This window comes from Chryseobacterium sp. WG14, assembly GCF_024586945.1.
Classification (GTDB): domain Bacteria; phylum Bacteroidota; class Bacteroidia; order Flavobacteriales; family Weeksellaceae; genus Chryseobacterium.
In genome coordinates this window covers 67,069-83,903 of record NZ_JALCZD010000009.1, presented here as the reverse complement: position 1 = coordinate 83,903, position 16,835 = coordinate 67,069, and the positions used below count along the sequence as shown (strand labels likewise).

General features: G+C 35.4%; 19 protein-coding genes. 16 read left to right on the top strand and 3 right to left on the bottom strand.

Annotated features, from left to right (window positions below; translation table 11 throughout):
* Window positions 1–32: 32 nt before the first annotated feature.
* From MP478_RS15425 to MP478_RS15375, 11 genes are all read left to right on the top strand, one after another.
* Window positions 33–506 carry a Fur family transcriptional regulator gene (locus MP478_RS15425; protein ID WP_027374694.1) on the top strand — a complete coding sequence of 158 codons (474 nt, stop codon included), beginning with the start codon at window positions 33–35 and terminating at the stop codon, window positions 504–506.
* 3 nt (window positions 507–509) lie between these two features.
* On the top strand, window positions 510–2,252 hold the full coding sequence (locus MP478_RS15420) for an OstA-like protein (protein ID WP_257200922.1): 1,743 nt from the start codon (window positions 510–512) through the stop codon (window positions 2,250–2,252).
* A gap of 277 nt (window positions 2,253–2,529) precedes the next feature.
* Window positions 2,530–3,432 (top strand): hypothetical protein, encoded by a 903-nt coding sequence (locus MP478_RS15415; RefSeq protein WP_257200921.1) that lies wholly within the window; start codon window positions 2,530–2,532, stop codon window positions 3,430–3,432.
* A gap of 1 nt (window position 3,433) precedes the next feature.
* Window positions 3,434–4,261 carry a hypothetical protein gene (locus MP478_RS15410; RefSeq protein WP_257200920.1) on the top strand — a complete coding sequence of 276 codons (828 nt, stop codon included), beginning with the start codon at window positions 3,434–3,436 and terminating at the stop codon, window positions 4,259–4,261.
* Between the two features lies 1 nt (window position 4,262).
* Entirely contained in the window at window positions 4,263–5,039 is a 777-nt protein-coding gene (locus tag MP478_RS15405) for a hypothetical protein (protein ID WP_230040597.1), read from the top strand.
* Window positions 5,040–5,600: 561 nt separating this feature from the next.
* Window positions 5,601–6,497: a hypothetical protein gene (locus MP478_RS15400; RefSeq protein WP_257190814.1), complete on the top strand. Its 897-nt coding sequence runs from the start codon at window positions 5,601–5,603 to the stop codon at window positions 6,495–6,497.
* A gap of 14 nt (window positions 6,498–6,511) precedes the next feature.
* On the top strand, window positions 6,512–7,351 hold the full coding sequence (locus tag MP478_RS15395; RefSeq protein WP_257190813.1) for a hypothetical protein: 840 nt from the start codon (window positions 6,512–6,514) through the stop codon (window positions 7,349–7,351).
* Between the two features lie 30 nt (window positions 7,352–7,381).
* Window positions 7,382–8,143, top strand: coding sequence for a hypothetical protein (locus tag MP478_RS15390; protein WP_257200919.1), 762 nt, complete (start codon window positions 7,382–7,384; stop codon window positions 8,141–8,143).
* A gap of 131 nt (window positions 8,144–8,274) precedes the next feature.
* Window positions 8,275–9,450 carry an aspartate aminotransferase family protein gene (locus MP478_RS15385; protein WP_257200918.1) on the top strand — a complete coding sequence of 392 codons (1,176 nt, stop codon included), beginning with the start codon at window positions 8,275–8,277 and terminating at the stop codon, window positions 9,448–9,450.
* 190 nt (window positions 9,451–9,640) lie between these two features.
* Window positions 9,641–10,027, top strand: a complete 387-nt coding sequence (locus MP478_RS15380; protein WP_034696870.1) for an START-like domain-containing protein — start codon at window positions 9,641–9,643, stop codon at window positions 10,025–10,027.
* 79 nt (window positions 10,028–10,106) lie between these two features.
* Complete coding sequence (locus tag MP478_RS15375) at window positions 10,107–10,919, top strand: aminotransferase class IV (protein ID WP_257200917.1); 813 nt, start codon at window positions 10,107–10,109, stop codon at window positions 10,917–10,919.
* A gap of 79 nt (window positions 10,920–10,998) precedes the next feature.
* Here MP478_RS15375 and MP478_RS15370 read toward each other — a convergent pair whose 3' ends face one another.
* Complete coding sequence (locus tag MP478_RS15370) at window positions 10,999–11,580, bottom strand: N-acetylmuramoyl-L-alanine amidase (protein ID WP_230040587.1); 582 nt, start codon at window positions 11,578–11,580, stop codon at window positions 10,999–11,001.
* Between the two features lie 106 nt (window positions 11,581–11,686).
* Complete coding sequence (locus tag MP478_RS15365; RefSeq protein ID WP_230040585.1) at window positions 11,687–12,235, bottom strand: YqgE/AlgH family protein; 549 nt, start codon at window positions 12,233–12,235, stop codon at window positions 11,687–11,689.
* Window positions 12,236–12,259: 24 nt separating this feature from the next.
* Between MP478_RS15365 and pdxH the strand changes: the two genes are divergently transcribed.
* Complete coding sequence (gene pdxH / locus MP478_RS15360) at window positions 12,260–12,901, top strand: pyridoxamine 5'-phosphate oxidase (RefSeq protein WP_230040584.1); 642 nt, start codon at window positions 12,260–12,262, stop codon at window positions 12,899–12,901.
* A gap of 364 nt (window positions 12,902–13,265) precedes the next feature.
* On the opposite strand, the gene MP478_RS15355 is transcribed toward pdxH, so the two are convergent.
* The gene (locus MP478_RS15355; protein ID WP_230040580.1) at window positions 13,266–13,556 is read right to left on the bottom strand and encodes an HU family DNA-binding protein; all 291 of its coding nucleotides are present in this window, start codon (window positions 13,554–13,556) and stop codon (window positions 13,266–13,268) included.
* A 399-nt stretch (window positions 13,557–13,955) separates the two neighbouring features.
* On the opposite strand from MP478_RS15355, the gene panD reads away from it, so the two are divergent.
* From panD to MP478_RS15335, 4 genes are all read left to right on the top strand, one after another.
* A complete protein-coding gene (gene panD, locus MP478_RS15350; protein ID WP_029294648.1) occupies window positions 13,956–14,306 on the top strand; it encodes an aspartate 1-decarboxylase in 351 nt (116 codons plus the stop codon).
* Window positions 14,307–14,309: 3 nt separating this feature from the next.
* A complete protein-coding gene (locus MP478_RS15345) occupies window positions 14,310–15,332 on the top strand; it encodes a lysylphosphatidylglycerol synthase transmembrane domain-containing protein (RefSeq protein WP_257190811.1) in 1,023 nt (340 codons plus the stop codon).
* A gap of 171 nt (window positions 15,333–15,503) precedes the next feature.
* A complete protein-coding gene (locus MP478_RS15340) occupies window positions 15,504–16,079 on the top strand; it encodes a TerD family protein (RefSeq protein ID WP_230040576.1) in 576 nt (191 codons plus the stop codon).
* A gap of 26 nt (window positions 16,080–16,105) precedes the next feature.
* Entirely contained in the window at window positions 16,106–16,780 is a 675-nt protein-coding gene (locus tag MP478_RS15335; protein WP_047488130.1) for a TerD family protein, read from the top strand.
* Window positions 16,781–16,835 lie beyond the last annotated feature (55 nt).

Genomic DNA, 16,835 nt, shown 5'->3' with positions numbered 1-16,835 from the left:
AAAAATCGATAAATTTGTAGATAATTTTTTTAATGGATACAGTACAAAAAGAAAAGAATATAGCTTTGATCAAGGATGTTTTAAGAAACTACTTATTAGAAAAAGGGTTTAGAAACACACCTGAGAGATACACGATATTGGAAGAGATTTATAATATGGATCATCACTTTAACGTTGATGATCTGTATCTTCTGATGATGCAGAAAAAGTATCATGTTTCCAAAGCGACTATTTACAATACTATTGAGATTTTCCTTGATGCAGGCCTTATTCGTAAGCATCAGTTTGGAGAAAAAACGTTAACCTCTTCATCTTATGAGAAGTCTTATTTTGATAAGCAGCATGATCACCTTGTGATCTATAAAAAAGACTCTGATAAAGAAATTGAAGAAATTATTGAATTCTGTGACCCGAGAATTCAAGGAATCAAAGAAGCCATTGAAGAAGCATTTGGCGTAAAAATTGATTCTCATTCGCTATATTTCTATGGCACTAAGAATGATTAATTAATGAGAATAATCCTTTTTCTGTTACTCTGTATTTCTACGCTTGTCTTTGCGCAGGATAAAACTCCCGTGAAAAGAGATCCGTACCTGCAGACTCCTTCAACGGCAAAACCACAACCGCAGAGACCCGAAGATAAAATAAAAATTATCCATGCGGATAAAATTATAAAAGACCCTGCAAAATACGAAGGTAACCAATACTTTACCGGCAATGTTCAGATCGAACATCAGGGATCTGTCCTTACTGCAGACGAAGTGGTGCTATATAATGAAGAAAATTTTGTAAAAGCCATAGGCAATACAAGACTTCAAAACACAGACGGATCAGTAATTACAGCAGGAGAAATGGAATATGACGGTAACACCCAGAAGGGAGTTGCCCGGAAAAACGTAGTCCTTACAGATCCCAAACAGACTATAAAAACGGATATTCTTTATTATGACAGGCTTTCCAACCAGGCTTACTTTAATACCGGCGGAACAATTAATGACAGCCAGGGTAATGTAATGTATACAAAGTCTGCCACCTATTTTCTGAACACCAAAATGATCGACTTTGTAGGCAATGTTAAAATAGACAATGCACAATATATTATCGAAGGTGTCAATATCAAGCAGAATCAGAATACTAAAGTGGCTGAGTTTTTTGGTCCTACCACCATTACAAACAGAGCTAATCCTAAAAACAGGATATATACGGAAAGAGGTACCTACAGAATGGAAACGAAGGAAGCTTTCCTGAATAAAAATTCCAAGATCTTTTACAATGACAAAATACTTACCGGTGATGACATGTATTTCAACCAGCTTACCGGTTTCGGTAAAGCAACAGGGAATGTAACACTTGATGATCCTAAGGAAAAAAGGTATATCAAAGGAGGCTATGGTGAGATTTTTGAGAAAAAAGATTCTGCCATGATGACCAAAAGCCCTTATGCTGTAAAAGTAATGGAAAAAGATTCAATTTATTTTGCAGCAGAAAAAATCCTTTCCTACCAAAGACCCGATTCCTTAGATATCAACGTAAAGAAAAGCTTTCTGCGAGCTTATAAAAAGGCCCGTATTTACAAATCAAATGCCCAGGGAAGAGCAGATTCTATTGCTTTCAATGAAACAGACGGAGTCATGCATATGTATACGAAACCTATTCTTTGGAGTGGAGAAAAACAGGTGACAGGAGATAAAGTAGAAGCCTATTTTAATACCAAAAATGAAAATATAGACTCACTGAAGGTTATTGGGAATGCTCTGGCGATCAGTAAAGTAGATTCATTAAACCTAAAAGACGAGTTCAATCAGGTGAAAGGAAAATTTATGACCGTCTACTATGAAAATAATGACATTAAAGAAGCAAGAGTTGTGGGGAATGCACAGTCTATTGCGTATGTAGATGATACAGATCAGGAGACTAAAAAACCGGAGAGAATAGGAATCACGCTCTCAGCCTGTGGTATTATTGGTGCCTTGTTTGAAGAGAAAGGACTGCAGATTATTTCCTGCAGTATCGGAGCTACTTCAGATACTTACCCTATGAGTAAAATAGAACCGGCAAAAAGAAAGTTCCCCGACTTTAACTGGAATACTAAAGACAGGATCAGGAAATGGCAGGATATTCTTGTAGATACCCCTAATAACGAAGAAATAAAATATACCGGAGACAGTGAGCTCTATGATGAAGCTCAAAATGCTATAGAAAAAGAAAGAGCTAAAGAAGAGGCAAAGAAGCCGAAAAGAGTCCGAAAATAAAAGATTTAAGTCCGTTTCACAATTTGTGAAACGGACTTTTTTTAATTTCATTACAAAAAATAAATTCCAATATTCACATAAACTCACTAATTAGTGATATTTGTTGTTTTTTTTGATTTTTTTCCTTGATTTATAAGCAATATTCACATTTTAATTGCGATTTTTTTTGATATAATTATTTTATTTTTTAATATTATTATATTTTTAATAGAAATTTAATAAATATTATAATAAATTTTATTAAATTTATTAAGTCAAATTGAAAAAAAATAATAATATGAAATTAAAATCTATTATCATGTTCTCCCTCATTCCTATTGGGATGAGTGCTCAGGTTGGGATTTCAAAAAGTCTCACGTTTGATCCGGATACCAGAACGCAGCTGCATGTAAAGCAGGATAATTTTGCGGCCCGAATGCCAAGAGCCAATACCGCAGGAGTTCTTCCTACTTCATTAACGGGTACTATTGGAGATGGAACGCAGGGTTCTGTAATATTCAACAGAGAAACAGGAAGTATTGTTCAGAACGATGGTACAAGCTGGAAGATCTCAGATCCAATTGTTACGGTGATGAAAAATAATAAAATGGCCCGCTTTATAAGAAGTGGTACCACTACCACTACTTGCCAGCCTTGTACTCTTATTCCTCCCACCTGTTTTATCGGGTCCGACAGGACATGTGCTGCAACAGATGTTCCTTTTACGTCAAGCAGCCCTGCCTTGAATGAAATCTCAAATGATATAGCATTGGTAAGTACCACAAGTAATATGATCAACTTTAAAACAAGAGGTTTATATAAGCTTTCGTTTAAAAGCGGACCGTTAGATGTAGGGGAGGCACTCTGTATAGGGGCAACCACTAATCTGTATTCCAGATTGAATCTGGAAGTTAGTTCTGATAACGGAGCAACATGGAGACCTATTAATAATACGGTAAGCAATACTACAGGAGGATTGTTTGCACTGGGTTCAATACCCATAGGATCCGTAGATGTAGGCCAGTCATTGGCATTTACTTATGTGGGGGTTTTTAACGCAAATGACAGAGCAAGACTGAGATTCTTTGGCAACCAGACCATGACTGTTGGAGGCTGCTTGGGAACTAATATGTACTTTGCTATGAATTCCACAGGAAATTCTATCTCAGAAATTATTGTTGAAAAAATAAATATGCAATAAGATGAAAAAGATAATATTAATTATAGCGGCTTTTTTTCAATACTTTTTGCAGGCACAAGTAGGTATTGGAGGAGATATATACAGCTCTAAAAACATTGTTAAAGTTCAGGATGGAACCAAAGGGATCATATTACCTTATTCCAATACCTTTACCACTTTTCCAAAATATAATGCTGCCGTAACGGATCTGTATAATGATTACCCTAATCTTGTGGGTGGTCTTATCTACAATAAGAGTGACGATCAGTATTACAAGTATGATGGCTACGCCTGGAATCCGGCAAGACAGATACAGGGGATATATCAGCCTAAAGGATCAAGATTGGGGATTTCTTCGGGAATTTCAATTCCTTGTATTGCATTCGGTTTAGGGCTATGTCTTTCAACCGGCTCAGCGGTCTATTTAGCTCCGGATGACAAAAGTGAAGTTCTTGTTGATAACCTTGGATTGAAGAATGCAAGCACAGTAACCATAAAGCAGGCTGGGATTTATGATGTAGCAGCTGCTTTAGGATTTACCGGTGGTTCTCTTGGTGCCCAGATAGGGGTTACGGAATTTAAACTGACATTACAGGCTAGATATACATCCGGAGGAGCATGGGAGACTATTGTTACCAAGTCAAACTATTCACTCATATTTATTGTGGATACACAGGGAAACAAGACTTGCAGTTTTGCCCAGACTATTACTTTACCCGTCGGAGCTGAATTGAGGGTTATTCCTTCCATCAGAACAATTGGTGGATCAGGAGGATCATTAGCAGCCTATGGTACAGATGCCAATTCGATCAATTCTTATATTGCAGCACGTTTAATTAAAGCTTTTTAAGATGAAAAAATATATATTCGGACTGTCTTTATTCATAATGAATATTTACAGCGCACAGGTGAATTTTACAAATATTCCTAGTCCTGACTCTAATGCCAATGGAAACGATCAGGTCATGATGTATATTACCAATACGAGCGAAGCAGCAGGAGTAAAAGGTTTTGGACTTCCAGCAGTAAATGCAGAAGTAGACCTTCCTTATACAGGAGTAAATGCTCCGGGATCAAGAATTGAGGTATTGAGGGGACTGCTTTTGTTTGTTAAAAGTACCGGTCAGGTAATGGTTTTTGATGGGTTAGTGTGGAGTAAAGCCTTTGAAATAGAATCTGATAATATCTCAAGGTTTCAGCTCAATGCTGTTTCCACTACTACAGGCACTGCTTTGTTGTCCATAAACTCCCTTATTGATAAACCTAATTTCCTTGCAGATCCATTAAAGCTTAAAACCAATGTACCTACAACAGGTGTTGACCTTAACAGATTATATGTTCGGCAAACGGGATTATACAGGATTAATGTGAATTTGAATTTCACAGGTGCTGCAGGTTCTTTTAGTAACAGATTAGGAGCCAGTTTATATGTAAATAATGTTAAGAGATTTCAGCTGCTGGAAGAAACAGTCAATTTTGATGGAACTAACCGTAAAATCAATTTAGACTTTTCTGTTTATGCTGTTCAAGGTCAGTATATTACTTTGGAATCCATTTCCGAGGTGAGTGGAACTACAACGTATAATGTGACTAATAATAGCTATGTGACAGTAGAAAAAGTATTATAGATTAACGGATCCAAATATTTCAGTTAAGGCTCACCCTTAATTCTAGAGCCTGTTTACATCTTAATAGAAAATTTTGTTATAGGCTTTCTGAGGTTGGATATTTGAAAAAATAGGATGTCCCAACCGGTTTAGCAGAAAGCCAATGACAAAATATAAATAAAACAATAACTTGAAAGAGCAGAAAAGAAAATATTCTTCATGTTGATTTAAAATTCATTACTGTATGTTATATAACAGCTGCCAATGGTATACGTTACCTAATGATTTTTCCAAATGACATTGGTTTACTATTATTGCAGCCAGAGATTCCTAAGGGAAGCTTCCGAAAATAGGACCAAATTATCCGTTATAAAGTGTAAATACACTGTTTAACTCGCTAATTGGTGATATGAATTATTTTTTTTATATTTTTCTCTATTTTATAAGTAAAATTCATATTTAATCATCGTTTTTTTGATATAGCTACTTTATTTTTTGAAATTATTTTTTTAAATAAAAATCTGATAAATATTATTATAATATTTGTTAGATTTATTATGTCAAATTGAAAAAAATAATAATATGAAATTAAAGTCTATTATCATGTTCTCTCTTATCTCTATGGGAATAAATGCACAGGTTGGGATTTCTAAAGCTCCCGCTTTTCAGCCTGATATCAGAACAGAATTGCACGTACAGCAGAACAATGAAGCTGTAAGATTGCCGAGGAGTAATACGACAAGTATTTTGCCGGTTTCGGCTGCAGGAACCACAGGAAACGGAACACAGGGGTCAATACTTTATAATAAGCAAGCTGCCAATATTGCACAAAACGATGGAACGCAATGGAAAGTTATTTCAGATCCTATTTTAGTGAATTTAAAAAATGGGAAATTAGCCAGGTTTGTAAAATCAGGAGGCACCTTAACATCTCCTTGTGGTACTTGCGTACTCTGCGGACTGGAAAACAGACAATGTACACCTATTGATGTGCCACTAACGGCTACAGGCAACAATGCTTTTAATGATATAGCCGCTGATGTTGAGCTGGTTGCAGCAAGTACCCCTCAAATAAGATTTAAAACATCCGGATTATACAGGATTTCTTTTAGCAGCCGTGTGACATCTAGTGCGCCGGTTTGCCTTGGAATTGCACAAACTATCTATGCAAGAATGAATTTATCCCTCCAGGCTAATGGATCAGGAGCTTTTGTACCTATTAATAGTACCGTTTCTCCATATACATTAAATAGTGCAACGGATCCGCTTCAAATTTTAGGCATTCTTGGCCCTAAAATCAACCATTCTATTTCAAGTACTTATATAGGTACTTTTAATACTGCTGATATTGTCAAATTTACATTCTTTGGAAATCAGAATATTGCTGTTGGCGGGTGTACCGGAGGAGCAATGAATTTTCAATTGGACGGAACAGGTTATCAGCTACCCGAGGTTATTATTGAAAAACTTACCATGTAATAAAAATAAATCTTATGAAAAATTTATTATTCTTACTATTGGCATCCTGGTTTCATGCACAGGTTGTTATTAATAGTGATATAGCAAGTAACAAAAATATATTAAAAGTGAAAGACGGAACTAGAGGAGTTTTGCTTACAAGCTCTGATAATTATACTCTTTTTCCAAGATATAATGCTGCCGCTCCCGATTTGTTTAACGACCATTCTAATCTGGAAGGTTCTCTTATCTATAATAAAAACGATGACCAATACTATAAATATGATGGCTTTTCCTGGAATCCTGCAAGACAGCTTCAGGGAAGATTCAATACGAATGTATCGAGGTTGGGGCTGGCTACACCTTTTAGTAATTTTTGTGGCGATTTTTCAGGAGTAAATGCCTGCGTTAATTCAGGGTATAACCTGACATATGGGGGAGGAGTTGCGGATAATAAGGATCAGTTATTAGTAGATACCGGCTATTTGGGAATAAAAAATGCTGCAAATGGCATTCTAATAGCTCAGAATGGATTATACGAGGTTGGGCTTTCATTAGGAGTGAGCGGTGGAGGTCTTTCTGCTGGTATCGGTTTAGTTGAATATCGCTTAGGATTACAGGTAAGCTATGATAACGGAGCCACCTATGTAGATATAGCAGAAAAGTCAAATTATTCTCTTATGTTTATTGTAGATCTAAATGCTACAAAAACTACCAGTTTTACAACAACTCTATCTTTACCTGCTGGTGCAAGGATAAGATCTATTGTTAATATGAAAAGAATTATTGCTTCCGGAGGAGGTCTTGCCAATTATTCTACAAATGAAGATCCTGTATATTCCTATGCAGTTGTCAGACAAATTAAAAAATACTAAATCATGAATAAAAAGATATTTTGCATATGTATGTTTTTTTTACTGCATACATACAATTCACAGGTAAATTTCACCAATGGAACGGGTGCTGATGTAAATACCGCTGATCAGATAATGGTATATATTAACAACGCAAGTGAAGCAAGTAATATAAAAGGATTTGGTCTCCCAACGGTCAATACCATAACAGATTTACCTTATACCGGATCCAATGCGCCTTCACCTTCCAATAAAATTGAGGCACTAAGAGGTTTGTTACTATTTGTAAATAGTACCGGAGAAACAATGGTTTTTGATGGCTTGGTCTGGAATAAGGCATTTAATGTTATAGGTTTAGGAAGTAATGTTACCCGCTTTCAACTTAACAATGCTGTTTCTACAACTAACGGGCAGGTTACTTTGCCATTTAGTTCTGCAAGCGGGACATACCTGAATGATCCCCTGAAAGCAAAAACTAATGTGTCAACAACATCATCCACGGAGCTCCCAAAACTCTATATCAGACAAAATGGAACTTACAGGATTAATGTCAGTTTGACATTAAACTCTACAGAAAGTGGAGCTTTCAATAAACGACTGGGTATCGCCCTATTTGTTAATGGTGTTGAAAGAACCAGATTATTGGAAACTGCTACTGATTTTAATGCAACTACTAAACTTGTAAATTTAGATACCGTGTTATATTTAAAGCAAGGGGAATATTTTACAATGGATACTATTTCTGAAGTGGGTGGTGCACAAACTTTTACAGTAACTCCTAATACTTTTGTTACAATAGAAAAAATGCAATAAAATTTTGAAAGTAGGCTGCCAAAATGAAATACCCCTAAATTTATTTAAGGGTATTTTTTTATTCAGAGTTTATAATTTCGGCATTTGGCGAATCTTTTATAGCTTTGCTGAAATTTTTTGAAACGATGGAAATGCACAAAGACTTTTTTATATATCAGGCACAGACAACAAAATTTGCTGCAGGTTTTGAGGTTGAAAAAGCTATAGGAAGCTATATTTATGGAACTGACGGTAAAAAATATCTGGATTTTGTAGCCGGAGTTTCTGCCAATACATTGGGGCACTCCCATCCTAAAATTGTCAATGCTATCAAAGAACAGGCAGATAAATATCTTCATGTAATGGTTTATGGTGAATACGCACAGGAAAAACCGATAGCATTATGCCAATTACTGGCAGAAGCCACACCGGAACCGCTAGAAGTTACCTATTTGGTAAACAGTGGAGCAGAAGCTATTGATGGAAGTTTAAAATTAGCAAAAAGATATACGGGAAGAGAAGAGATCATTTCTTTCAAAAATTCCTATCATGGAAATACACATGGGGCTTTAAGTGTTTCAGGAAATGAAAATCATAAAAGAGAATTTCGTCCCTTATTACCTATGATCTCTTTTATTGAGTTCAATAGTGAAGAAGATCTTGAAAAAATTACAGACAAAACAGCTTGTGTTATTCTAGAAACTATTCAGGGGGCTGCAGGATTTTTAGTTCCCAATGAGAATTATCTGATCAAACTGAAGAAAAGATGTGAAGATGTGGGAGCACTTTTGATTCTTGATGAAATTCAGCCCGGATTTGGAAGAACCGGAAGACTATTTTCTTTTGAGCATTTTGGAATTGTTCCTGACATCCTGGTTATGGGAAAAGGGATGGGCGGAGGAGTTCCTGTTGGAGCTTTTATGAGCTCCCGGGAAATTATGGAAACATTATCCCATTCTCCAAAACTTGGGCATATTACTACCTTTGGAGGAAACCCACTGATTGCAGCAGCAAGCTATGCTACTTTGAAAGAAGTACTGGACAGTGGCCTGATGAATGAGGTGGCAGAAAAAGAAAAATTATTCAGAGAACTTCTGGTACATCCCAAAATTAAAAATATCAATGGTAAAGGCTTAATGCTGGCTGTAAACCTTGGTACTCCGGAATATACACTGGAGGTTGCCAAAAAATGCATGGAAAAAGGACTTATTGTTTTCTGGCAGCTGTACAGAAATGAATACCTCAGAATTTCTCCACCATTAACACTCTCCATGGATGAAATCAGACAGGGATGTCAGATTATACTTGATATATTGAATGAAAAATAAAGATTAAAATCTCTTCAAATCGGAGAGATTTTTTTATGCTTTACATGGTAAGTTTATGTGCTGGTATTTAACATAATGTAGATTTAATACCTCTGATAAATATCATGCAGATTCTTTAAAAAAATAATTGCTTTTTTGTGTAATAAAAAAATTAATTTATATATTGCGGAACGATAAAAACAAAGATTATATGGCGAAACATAAAGTCCATTACGAATTTCCAATGCACTGTTTATCAGAGATTTTATATGAATATCTGGCAACTGCAGAGGGGTTGTCTGAATGGTTTGCGGATGAGGTGACAGAGAAAGGCGATGATTTCTTTTTTAGCTGGGGAGGAGGACCTGCAGAAAAAGCTACTTTAATCAGATATAAGCCTGAAGGTTTCGTTCGTTTCAGATGGGAAGAGGATGAAGGAACTAAAAATTTCTTTGAAATGACTATCACAATAGATGATATTACAGAAGATTTAGCTCTTAACATTACAGATTTCTGTGAAGAAGGAGACGAAGAAGAAAACGCAATGTATTGGGAAAACCTTATTGAAAATCTTAGGATAAAGTTAGGTGCAGCATAATGTTGTACTGTATTAAAATGATAAAACTGATGAACGATTTATCGTTCATTATTTTTTTATAAATAAATCACAGCAAAAATTGGAAAATCAATATTTTACTTCAGATATAGTACAGGTAAAGAATAGAGCCTTTCTTTTGGGCGATACTGTGAAAGTTTCTTTCTTTATAAAAAATGCAGGATTGATCATGGATGAAGAGTGCTACTTTTTCCTGATGGCATCCATGCGAAAGATGAGAATGAATATCCCTCTTACGTATACGTTGGAATTTTTTCAGAATATTTTTCAACAGGATATTATTGAAGGAAAAGGAATTAAAAACGGAATTATCAATTTCCAGGTTTTTAGAAATGCTGATGAGGTAACGTTAGCAAAATCTTCAGTTTCCTATTTCTATGAAGTAGTGGAAATGGATGATGTACTGGCTGTTCATGGAAGATCTTTAGACATGGATCTGATTAAAGAAATTAACGTTAATAATAACCTGTTAAGCAATATCAGGGTTCATTGCCCGGAAAATATTTATGCCGGAATTTATGCACAGGAAAATGACCTTGATGAGGTGATCCTTTTGAATCCCAATAAAAGAATTGCACGTTCTACTTCAGGAAATCTTTTATTTTTGGCAGGGGATGTTATTAAAGTTCCAAAACAGTCGGAGGGAGCTTACATTTCTCCTTTAATGGAAAATTTTGTGACCTATCTGCATAAAAATAATCTTATGGATGTTCAGGAACATGAAATCATAGCATTTGAATCCCAGAAAGCCGAAGAGATTTTAATGATTTCGGATGAAAAAGGTATATTTTCTGTAGGTAAAATAAGAAATAAAGCCTTTGAAAACAGCCGTTTTACGGAACTGGTGGAAAGCTGGAAAAAGAGTTTTCAATAAAAATTGACAAACCCGGTAAACAACAACAAAGTCCTTTACCGGGTTTTATTCTGAGTAAATCAGAAATTGTTTCTTATTCTTAATATTCGTTGAAAACGTCAACGAATTTTTTTGCGATTTCTTGTTGACCCTTTTCACTGGTCATATATTTCCGGTCTTTGGAATTATTGATAAATCCAAGTTCTACCAATACTGCAGGAGCTTTGGTTTCTCTTAGCATATGAAGGTTGCGCCCTTCAATTTTGCGTGCATCAAATTTTTTGGAAATTTTTTCAGCCAGCTTTTTAGAGTTTTCTGAATCCTGAACATAAATTTCAGTTCCCTGTTGTACAGTTTCTTCTTGAGGAGATCTGTTGACGTGGAGGGAAATAACCAGTTCAGGGCTTAAACTGTTAATCTGGGCTGTTCTTTCAGAAAGGCTGGGATAGCTGTCATCACTTCTTGTTAAAACGATCTCATACTTGTGTAAACCTTCATTAATCTTTTGAATCTCTTTAGCAATATTCAATGAAATATCTTTCTCAGAAAAATGCCCATATACCGAACCAAGATCATTGCCGCCATGGCCGGCGTCTATGATAATGTATTTCTTATTAATAGGGGTAAATGATAAAAATGCTATACAAAAGATGGATAAAGCAAGTAATCTTATACCTTTCATTTTTTATTGATTTTGGTTTTTCAAATAACGGAAAAACTTTTTTAAAAATTAGTTAACATAATCTTAAAATTTGTTAATTATTTTTAAGGTATTGATGTATAAATTATTAATTCAATGAAATATCCTCAGGAGAATTTGCCCACAGTAAAAATTCTCCCCCAAGATTCTGCATAATGGACTTCCAGAGTGTCTGATCATTCGGAAGAGTATAATCCAGGTTATATACATCCACTACCGTCCACACTTTTCTTTGAACTTCAGTGTCCAGCTGGTTCGGAGACCATCCTGAGTACCCGGAAAAGATCTTTATATCATGAATATCAAGCTCCTTATTTAATACAGCATTGATAATCCGTTCAATATCCTCTGTGAGATAGAATTCATCAGTGATATCAGTGAAAATTTCTGTTACTTTCTTTCCTCTTACAATAAAAAAAACTTTATCGTTTTCTACAGGTCCACCGTCGTAAACTTCAATTTTGAAATCAAAGAAATCTTTGAATTTAGTACTCATCTGGCTGTTTTTTTTATTTAATATCAAACCAAATGCTCCACTTTCATTATGTTCAATAACCAACACTACCGATCGTGAAAAAATATCACCGGAAATGTCAGGGGTCGAGATTAATATTTTACCTTTGTATGAGTGATTCATACTCAAATTTAATAAAAAATATTTATGGAAAACCTGCACGACAAAAGAAAAGTGTATGATAAATCCCAACTTATTGAAAGTGAGATAAAACAAAATCCTCTTGAGCAGTTCAGAGACTGGTTTTTGGAGGCAAATGAGAGCGAAATGATCTCAGAAGCCAATGCTATGGCGGTTTCTACACTAGAAGAAGATGGTTGCCCAAGAACAAGAATGGTATTGCTTAAAGCATATACCTATGAAGGATTTATTTTTTATACCAACTACGACAGCCGAAAAGGAAAAGCAATAGCCCATAATCATAAAGCCTGCCTTCATTTCTTCTGGCCCAATCTGGAAAGGCAAATTATTATTAAAGCTAATCTGGAAAAGATAGCGGATAATCTAAGTGATGGTTATTTTCATTCAAGACCTAAAGGAAGTCAGCTGGGAGCAGCTGTTTCTCCACAGAGCCAGGTTATTCCAAACAGAGAATTTTTAGAAGAAAAGCTGAAAGATTTGGAAAAAGAATATGAAAATACGGAAGTTCCAAGACCGGATAATTGGGGTGGTTATATGGCAAAACCATATGAAATTGAATTCTGGCAGGGAAGACCAAACCGCCTCCACGATAGAATTATTTATCAGCTTGAAGACCTGGATTGGAAAATTTCCAGACTGGCACCATAGTTTTTTGAATAGAAATTTAAAATGTAAGCGTTGAAAATGATTCAGCGCTTATTTATTATCCTTCCCCTTTTAAATAAGGTTGCTTTACGCCTACTATTATATCGTTACGTTGCTGTATACTGATGTCGATACAATCCAACGTTTATTTGTAGTCCGCAGAAATCTCTGCTGTTATATTCAGGACATAATCTGGATTCCTATGGATGGCAAAGACGCTGTTGGAAATAGTAACAATGCTTTTCGATCATAGATAATCATGGACTATAGATATTCTGTATTTTTTCATTATTCTGGAATGCAAGCATTTACACATAAAAAAAGGCTGTTTCTTAGAAACAGCCTTGAATTTTTGTAATCTGAATGATTATTTTTTCTTAACACCAGAAACTGCGTTAGATAAATCAGCTCCAGCTTTAAATTTAGCAACTTTTTTAGCAGCAATTTTAATTGGTTTTTTAGTTGCAGGGTTAATACCTTGTCTAGCAGCTCTCTCAGCTACTGAGAAAGTACCAAATCCTACTAAAGAAACTTTTCCTTCTTTTTTCTTTAAAGTAGTAGTTACATTAGAAATAAAAGATTCTAAAGCAGCTTTAGCTGCAACTTTAGTGATCCCTGCATCTTTTGCGATTGCGTCGATTAATTCAGACTTGTTCATAATTTTTAATATTAAAGTTAGTTCGTAATTATAGCAAATATAATACTATTTTCTAATTGTGCAATTTTTTTATTAAAACTTGCATAATTTTTTTACTTTTATGTGAAAATGGTTAAAATATGATAATTCGGGTTTCCACGAAAAATCTACGTTACGGGTTACTAAAATCATGCCAAATGCTTATGTGTATTGACTTTAGCAAAAAATTAATATTATTTACTGTATTTATTAAATCCTAAATTGCGTATAAACTTTTAATGTTTTTGAGCATATGTTTATTAAATCTGTAAATAAAATTCAAAATTTTTATATTTTATAAAAATAAATGGCTGTGTTTGTGGGAGTTTTAAAATGATAGTACACACCTGATTTATTAATTTTTATTAATAAATTTGCATCATGTTAATAGAAGTTTTTAAGTCCAAGATTCATAGGGTGAGAGTTACGGCCTCAGACCTTAATTATATAGGGAGTATAACAATAGACGAAGACCTTATAGAAGCTGCCGGTTTGGTAGTGGGAGAAAGGGTCTATATTGTCAATGTGAACAACGGAGAACGTTTTGATACTTATGTTATCAAAGGGAAGAGAAAATCCGGAGAAGTATGCCTGAATGGTCCTGCTGCCAGAAAAGTACAGAGAGATGATATCATTATTATTATTGCCTATGCACAAATGACCCCTGAAGAGGCAAAAGACTTCCAGCCGAAAATAGTTTTCCCGGATGAAAAAACAAATCTTCTTACCTAATTCATGGAGAAAACATCAAAAAATCCTTTAAAATCAATACTTACAATAGTAATATCGCTTGCTTTTGCAGGCTTTTTTTTATGGCTTGCCTTAAAGGGGCTTGATTTTAAAGTGATTCAAAAATCGTTAGCTAAGGCCAATTACCTTTGGGTATTATTTGCGTCTGTATTTGGCCTTCTTGCGTACTGGTTCAGAGCGATTCGCTGGAATCTGATGCTGGAACCAATGGGACATAAGATTTCCAATTCCAATGCACTTTGGTCTATATCATTCGGATATCTTATGAACCTTACTATTCCCAGAAGTGGAGAATTGGCAAGGGCAACAGCTCTATATGGAGTGGAAAAAGTGCCGGTAGATAAATCTTTTGGAACGATCATTCTGGAAAGGGTAGTAGACCTTATATGTATGCTTGGTTTTCTTGGATTGACGTTACTCTTTAAATATGAAGCAATTCTTTCTTTTTACGAAAATTCGGGAGTAAGTATCAATCCTAATAAAATTTTGCTTGTTCTTCTCATATTGGCAGGAGGAACAATGTTGTTTTTTGTATTTAAAAAAAAGCTTGCAGGAGTTCCTTTTCTAGGAAAAATAGTCAATTTTATAGATGGTATTTTTCAGGGGCTAACCACCATTTTTAAATTAAAAGAGAAAGGGAAGTTTATCCTGTATACCTTAGGGATCTGGATTTCCTATTATTTTGCGGCGTACCTGGTATGTTTTGCACTTCCTGAAACCTCAGCATTTACAATGGCGGATGGTTTCTTTATTATTGTGGTAGGAACATTGGGAATGATCATTCCTGCAAGTGGAGGAATCGGAGCCTATAACCTGGCGATGAAATACGGATTTATGGCACTCTTTATTTCCATAGGGAAAAGTGCTGATCTGGGAGGAGAAATGGGGCTTACCTACTCATTCATTTCCCTGCCGCTTCAGATTGTCATTATGCTGGTAATGGGATTGATATCTATTCCTATGTTAGCCAAGGCAAGAAATGCCGCTGTTTCGGATAAAAAAATGTAAAAATAAATTTTACATAATACACCATATAAAGTTCAATTGAAAAATTGGACTTTTTTTGTGGAATTCTACTACACGAAGGTGTAGTGTACAGATTATTTTTTATAAATAAATTTGGTCAGGTCATAAATCAAATTTAACTTAAGGCAAAAATAATTTATAACATAATACATTATGGCAATTAATTTACAGAAAGGACAAAAGATTGAACTGGGACTGACCAAAATGACAATAGGATTAGGATGGGACCCGAATGAAGGAACAGGCTATGACTTTGACCTGGATGCTTCTGCCATTATGATTGATTCCGACAGAAAATTAGTAAGCGAAGAATATTTTGTTTTTTATAATAATCTACAATCCCCGGATGGGGCTTTACTGCATACCGGTGATGATCCAAACGGTAAAAACAGCGATGGAGACGATGACGAAGCCATTGTTATAGATCTTGAAAAGGTAGATTCAAGAGTGGAAGAAATCCTTTTTGTAGTAACGATAGAGGATTTTGAAAGAAGAAAGCAGAATTTCGGACAGGTAAGAAATTCATATATCAGAGTGGTAGATAATAATAACAGCCAGGAAATTGCAAAATATGAACTGGATGAAGATTTCTCTATTGAAACAGGGGTTGAGTTCGGAAGACTGTATAAAAGAAATGGTAGCTGGAAATTTGAAGCGTCCGGAATAGGCTACAGAGCAGATTTAGGTTTCTTTCTGGAAAAATATTATAAAGGACAAATCATTAAATAAACGATCAAATATACAAAACGATAACTATGGCAATTAATTTACAGAAAGGTCAGACCATTGATTTAAGAAAAAATGACCGCGGAGAAAGTATTTATGACCTTTCGAAAGTTACGATCGGGTTAGGATGGGATGTAAGAAAACAAGGAGGCTTCTTTGGAAAACTATTTAATAAAGAAGCTGAATATGATCTTGATGCAGTAGCCTTCCTTTTAGACGGAAACGGAAAAGTAGCCAACCTTGGAAGAACAGTCCAAACCAATGACGGAAGACAGATGGGGCTTTATCAGGGAGATGTGGTCTTCTTTAATTCCATGCAGCATCCAAGTGGAAATGTATGGCTAACCGGAGACAACAGAACAGGCGCCGGGGATGGGGATGATGAGCAGATCATCGTTAAACTGGATCAGCTGGATCAAAGTTATCAGAAAATTGTTTTTGTAGTTACCATCTATCAGGGGAGAAGCAATAACCAGCATTTCGGGATGATTGACAATGCATTTATCCGTGCTGTAGATGCTTCAGGGAAAGAGATTACAAAATATAGTTTATCCGGAGATTCAAGCATGAACGGAATGTGTGCTATGGTTTTTGCAGAAGCATACCGTCATAATGGCGACTGGAAATTCCGGGCAGTGGGAGAACCACACCAGACGGATAATTTTATTGATATCCTGAGACAGCAGTACGCCTACCCAAACTAGACTTTATTTCTATTAACCATAACGATGAATGCCGGCTTGGAAGTCGGAGACTTCC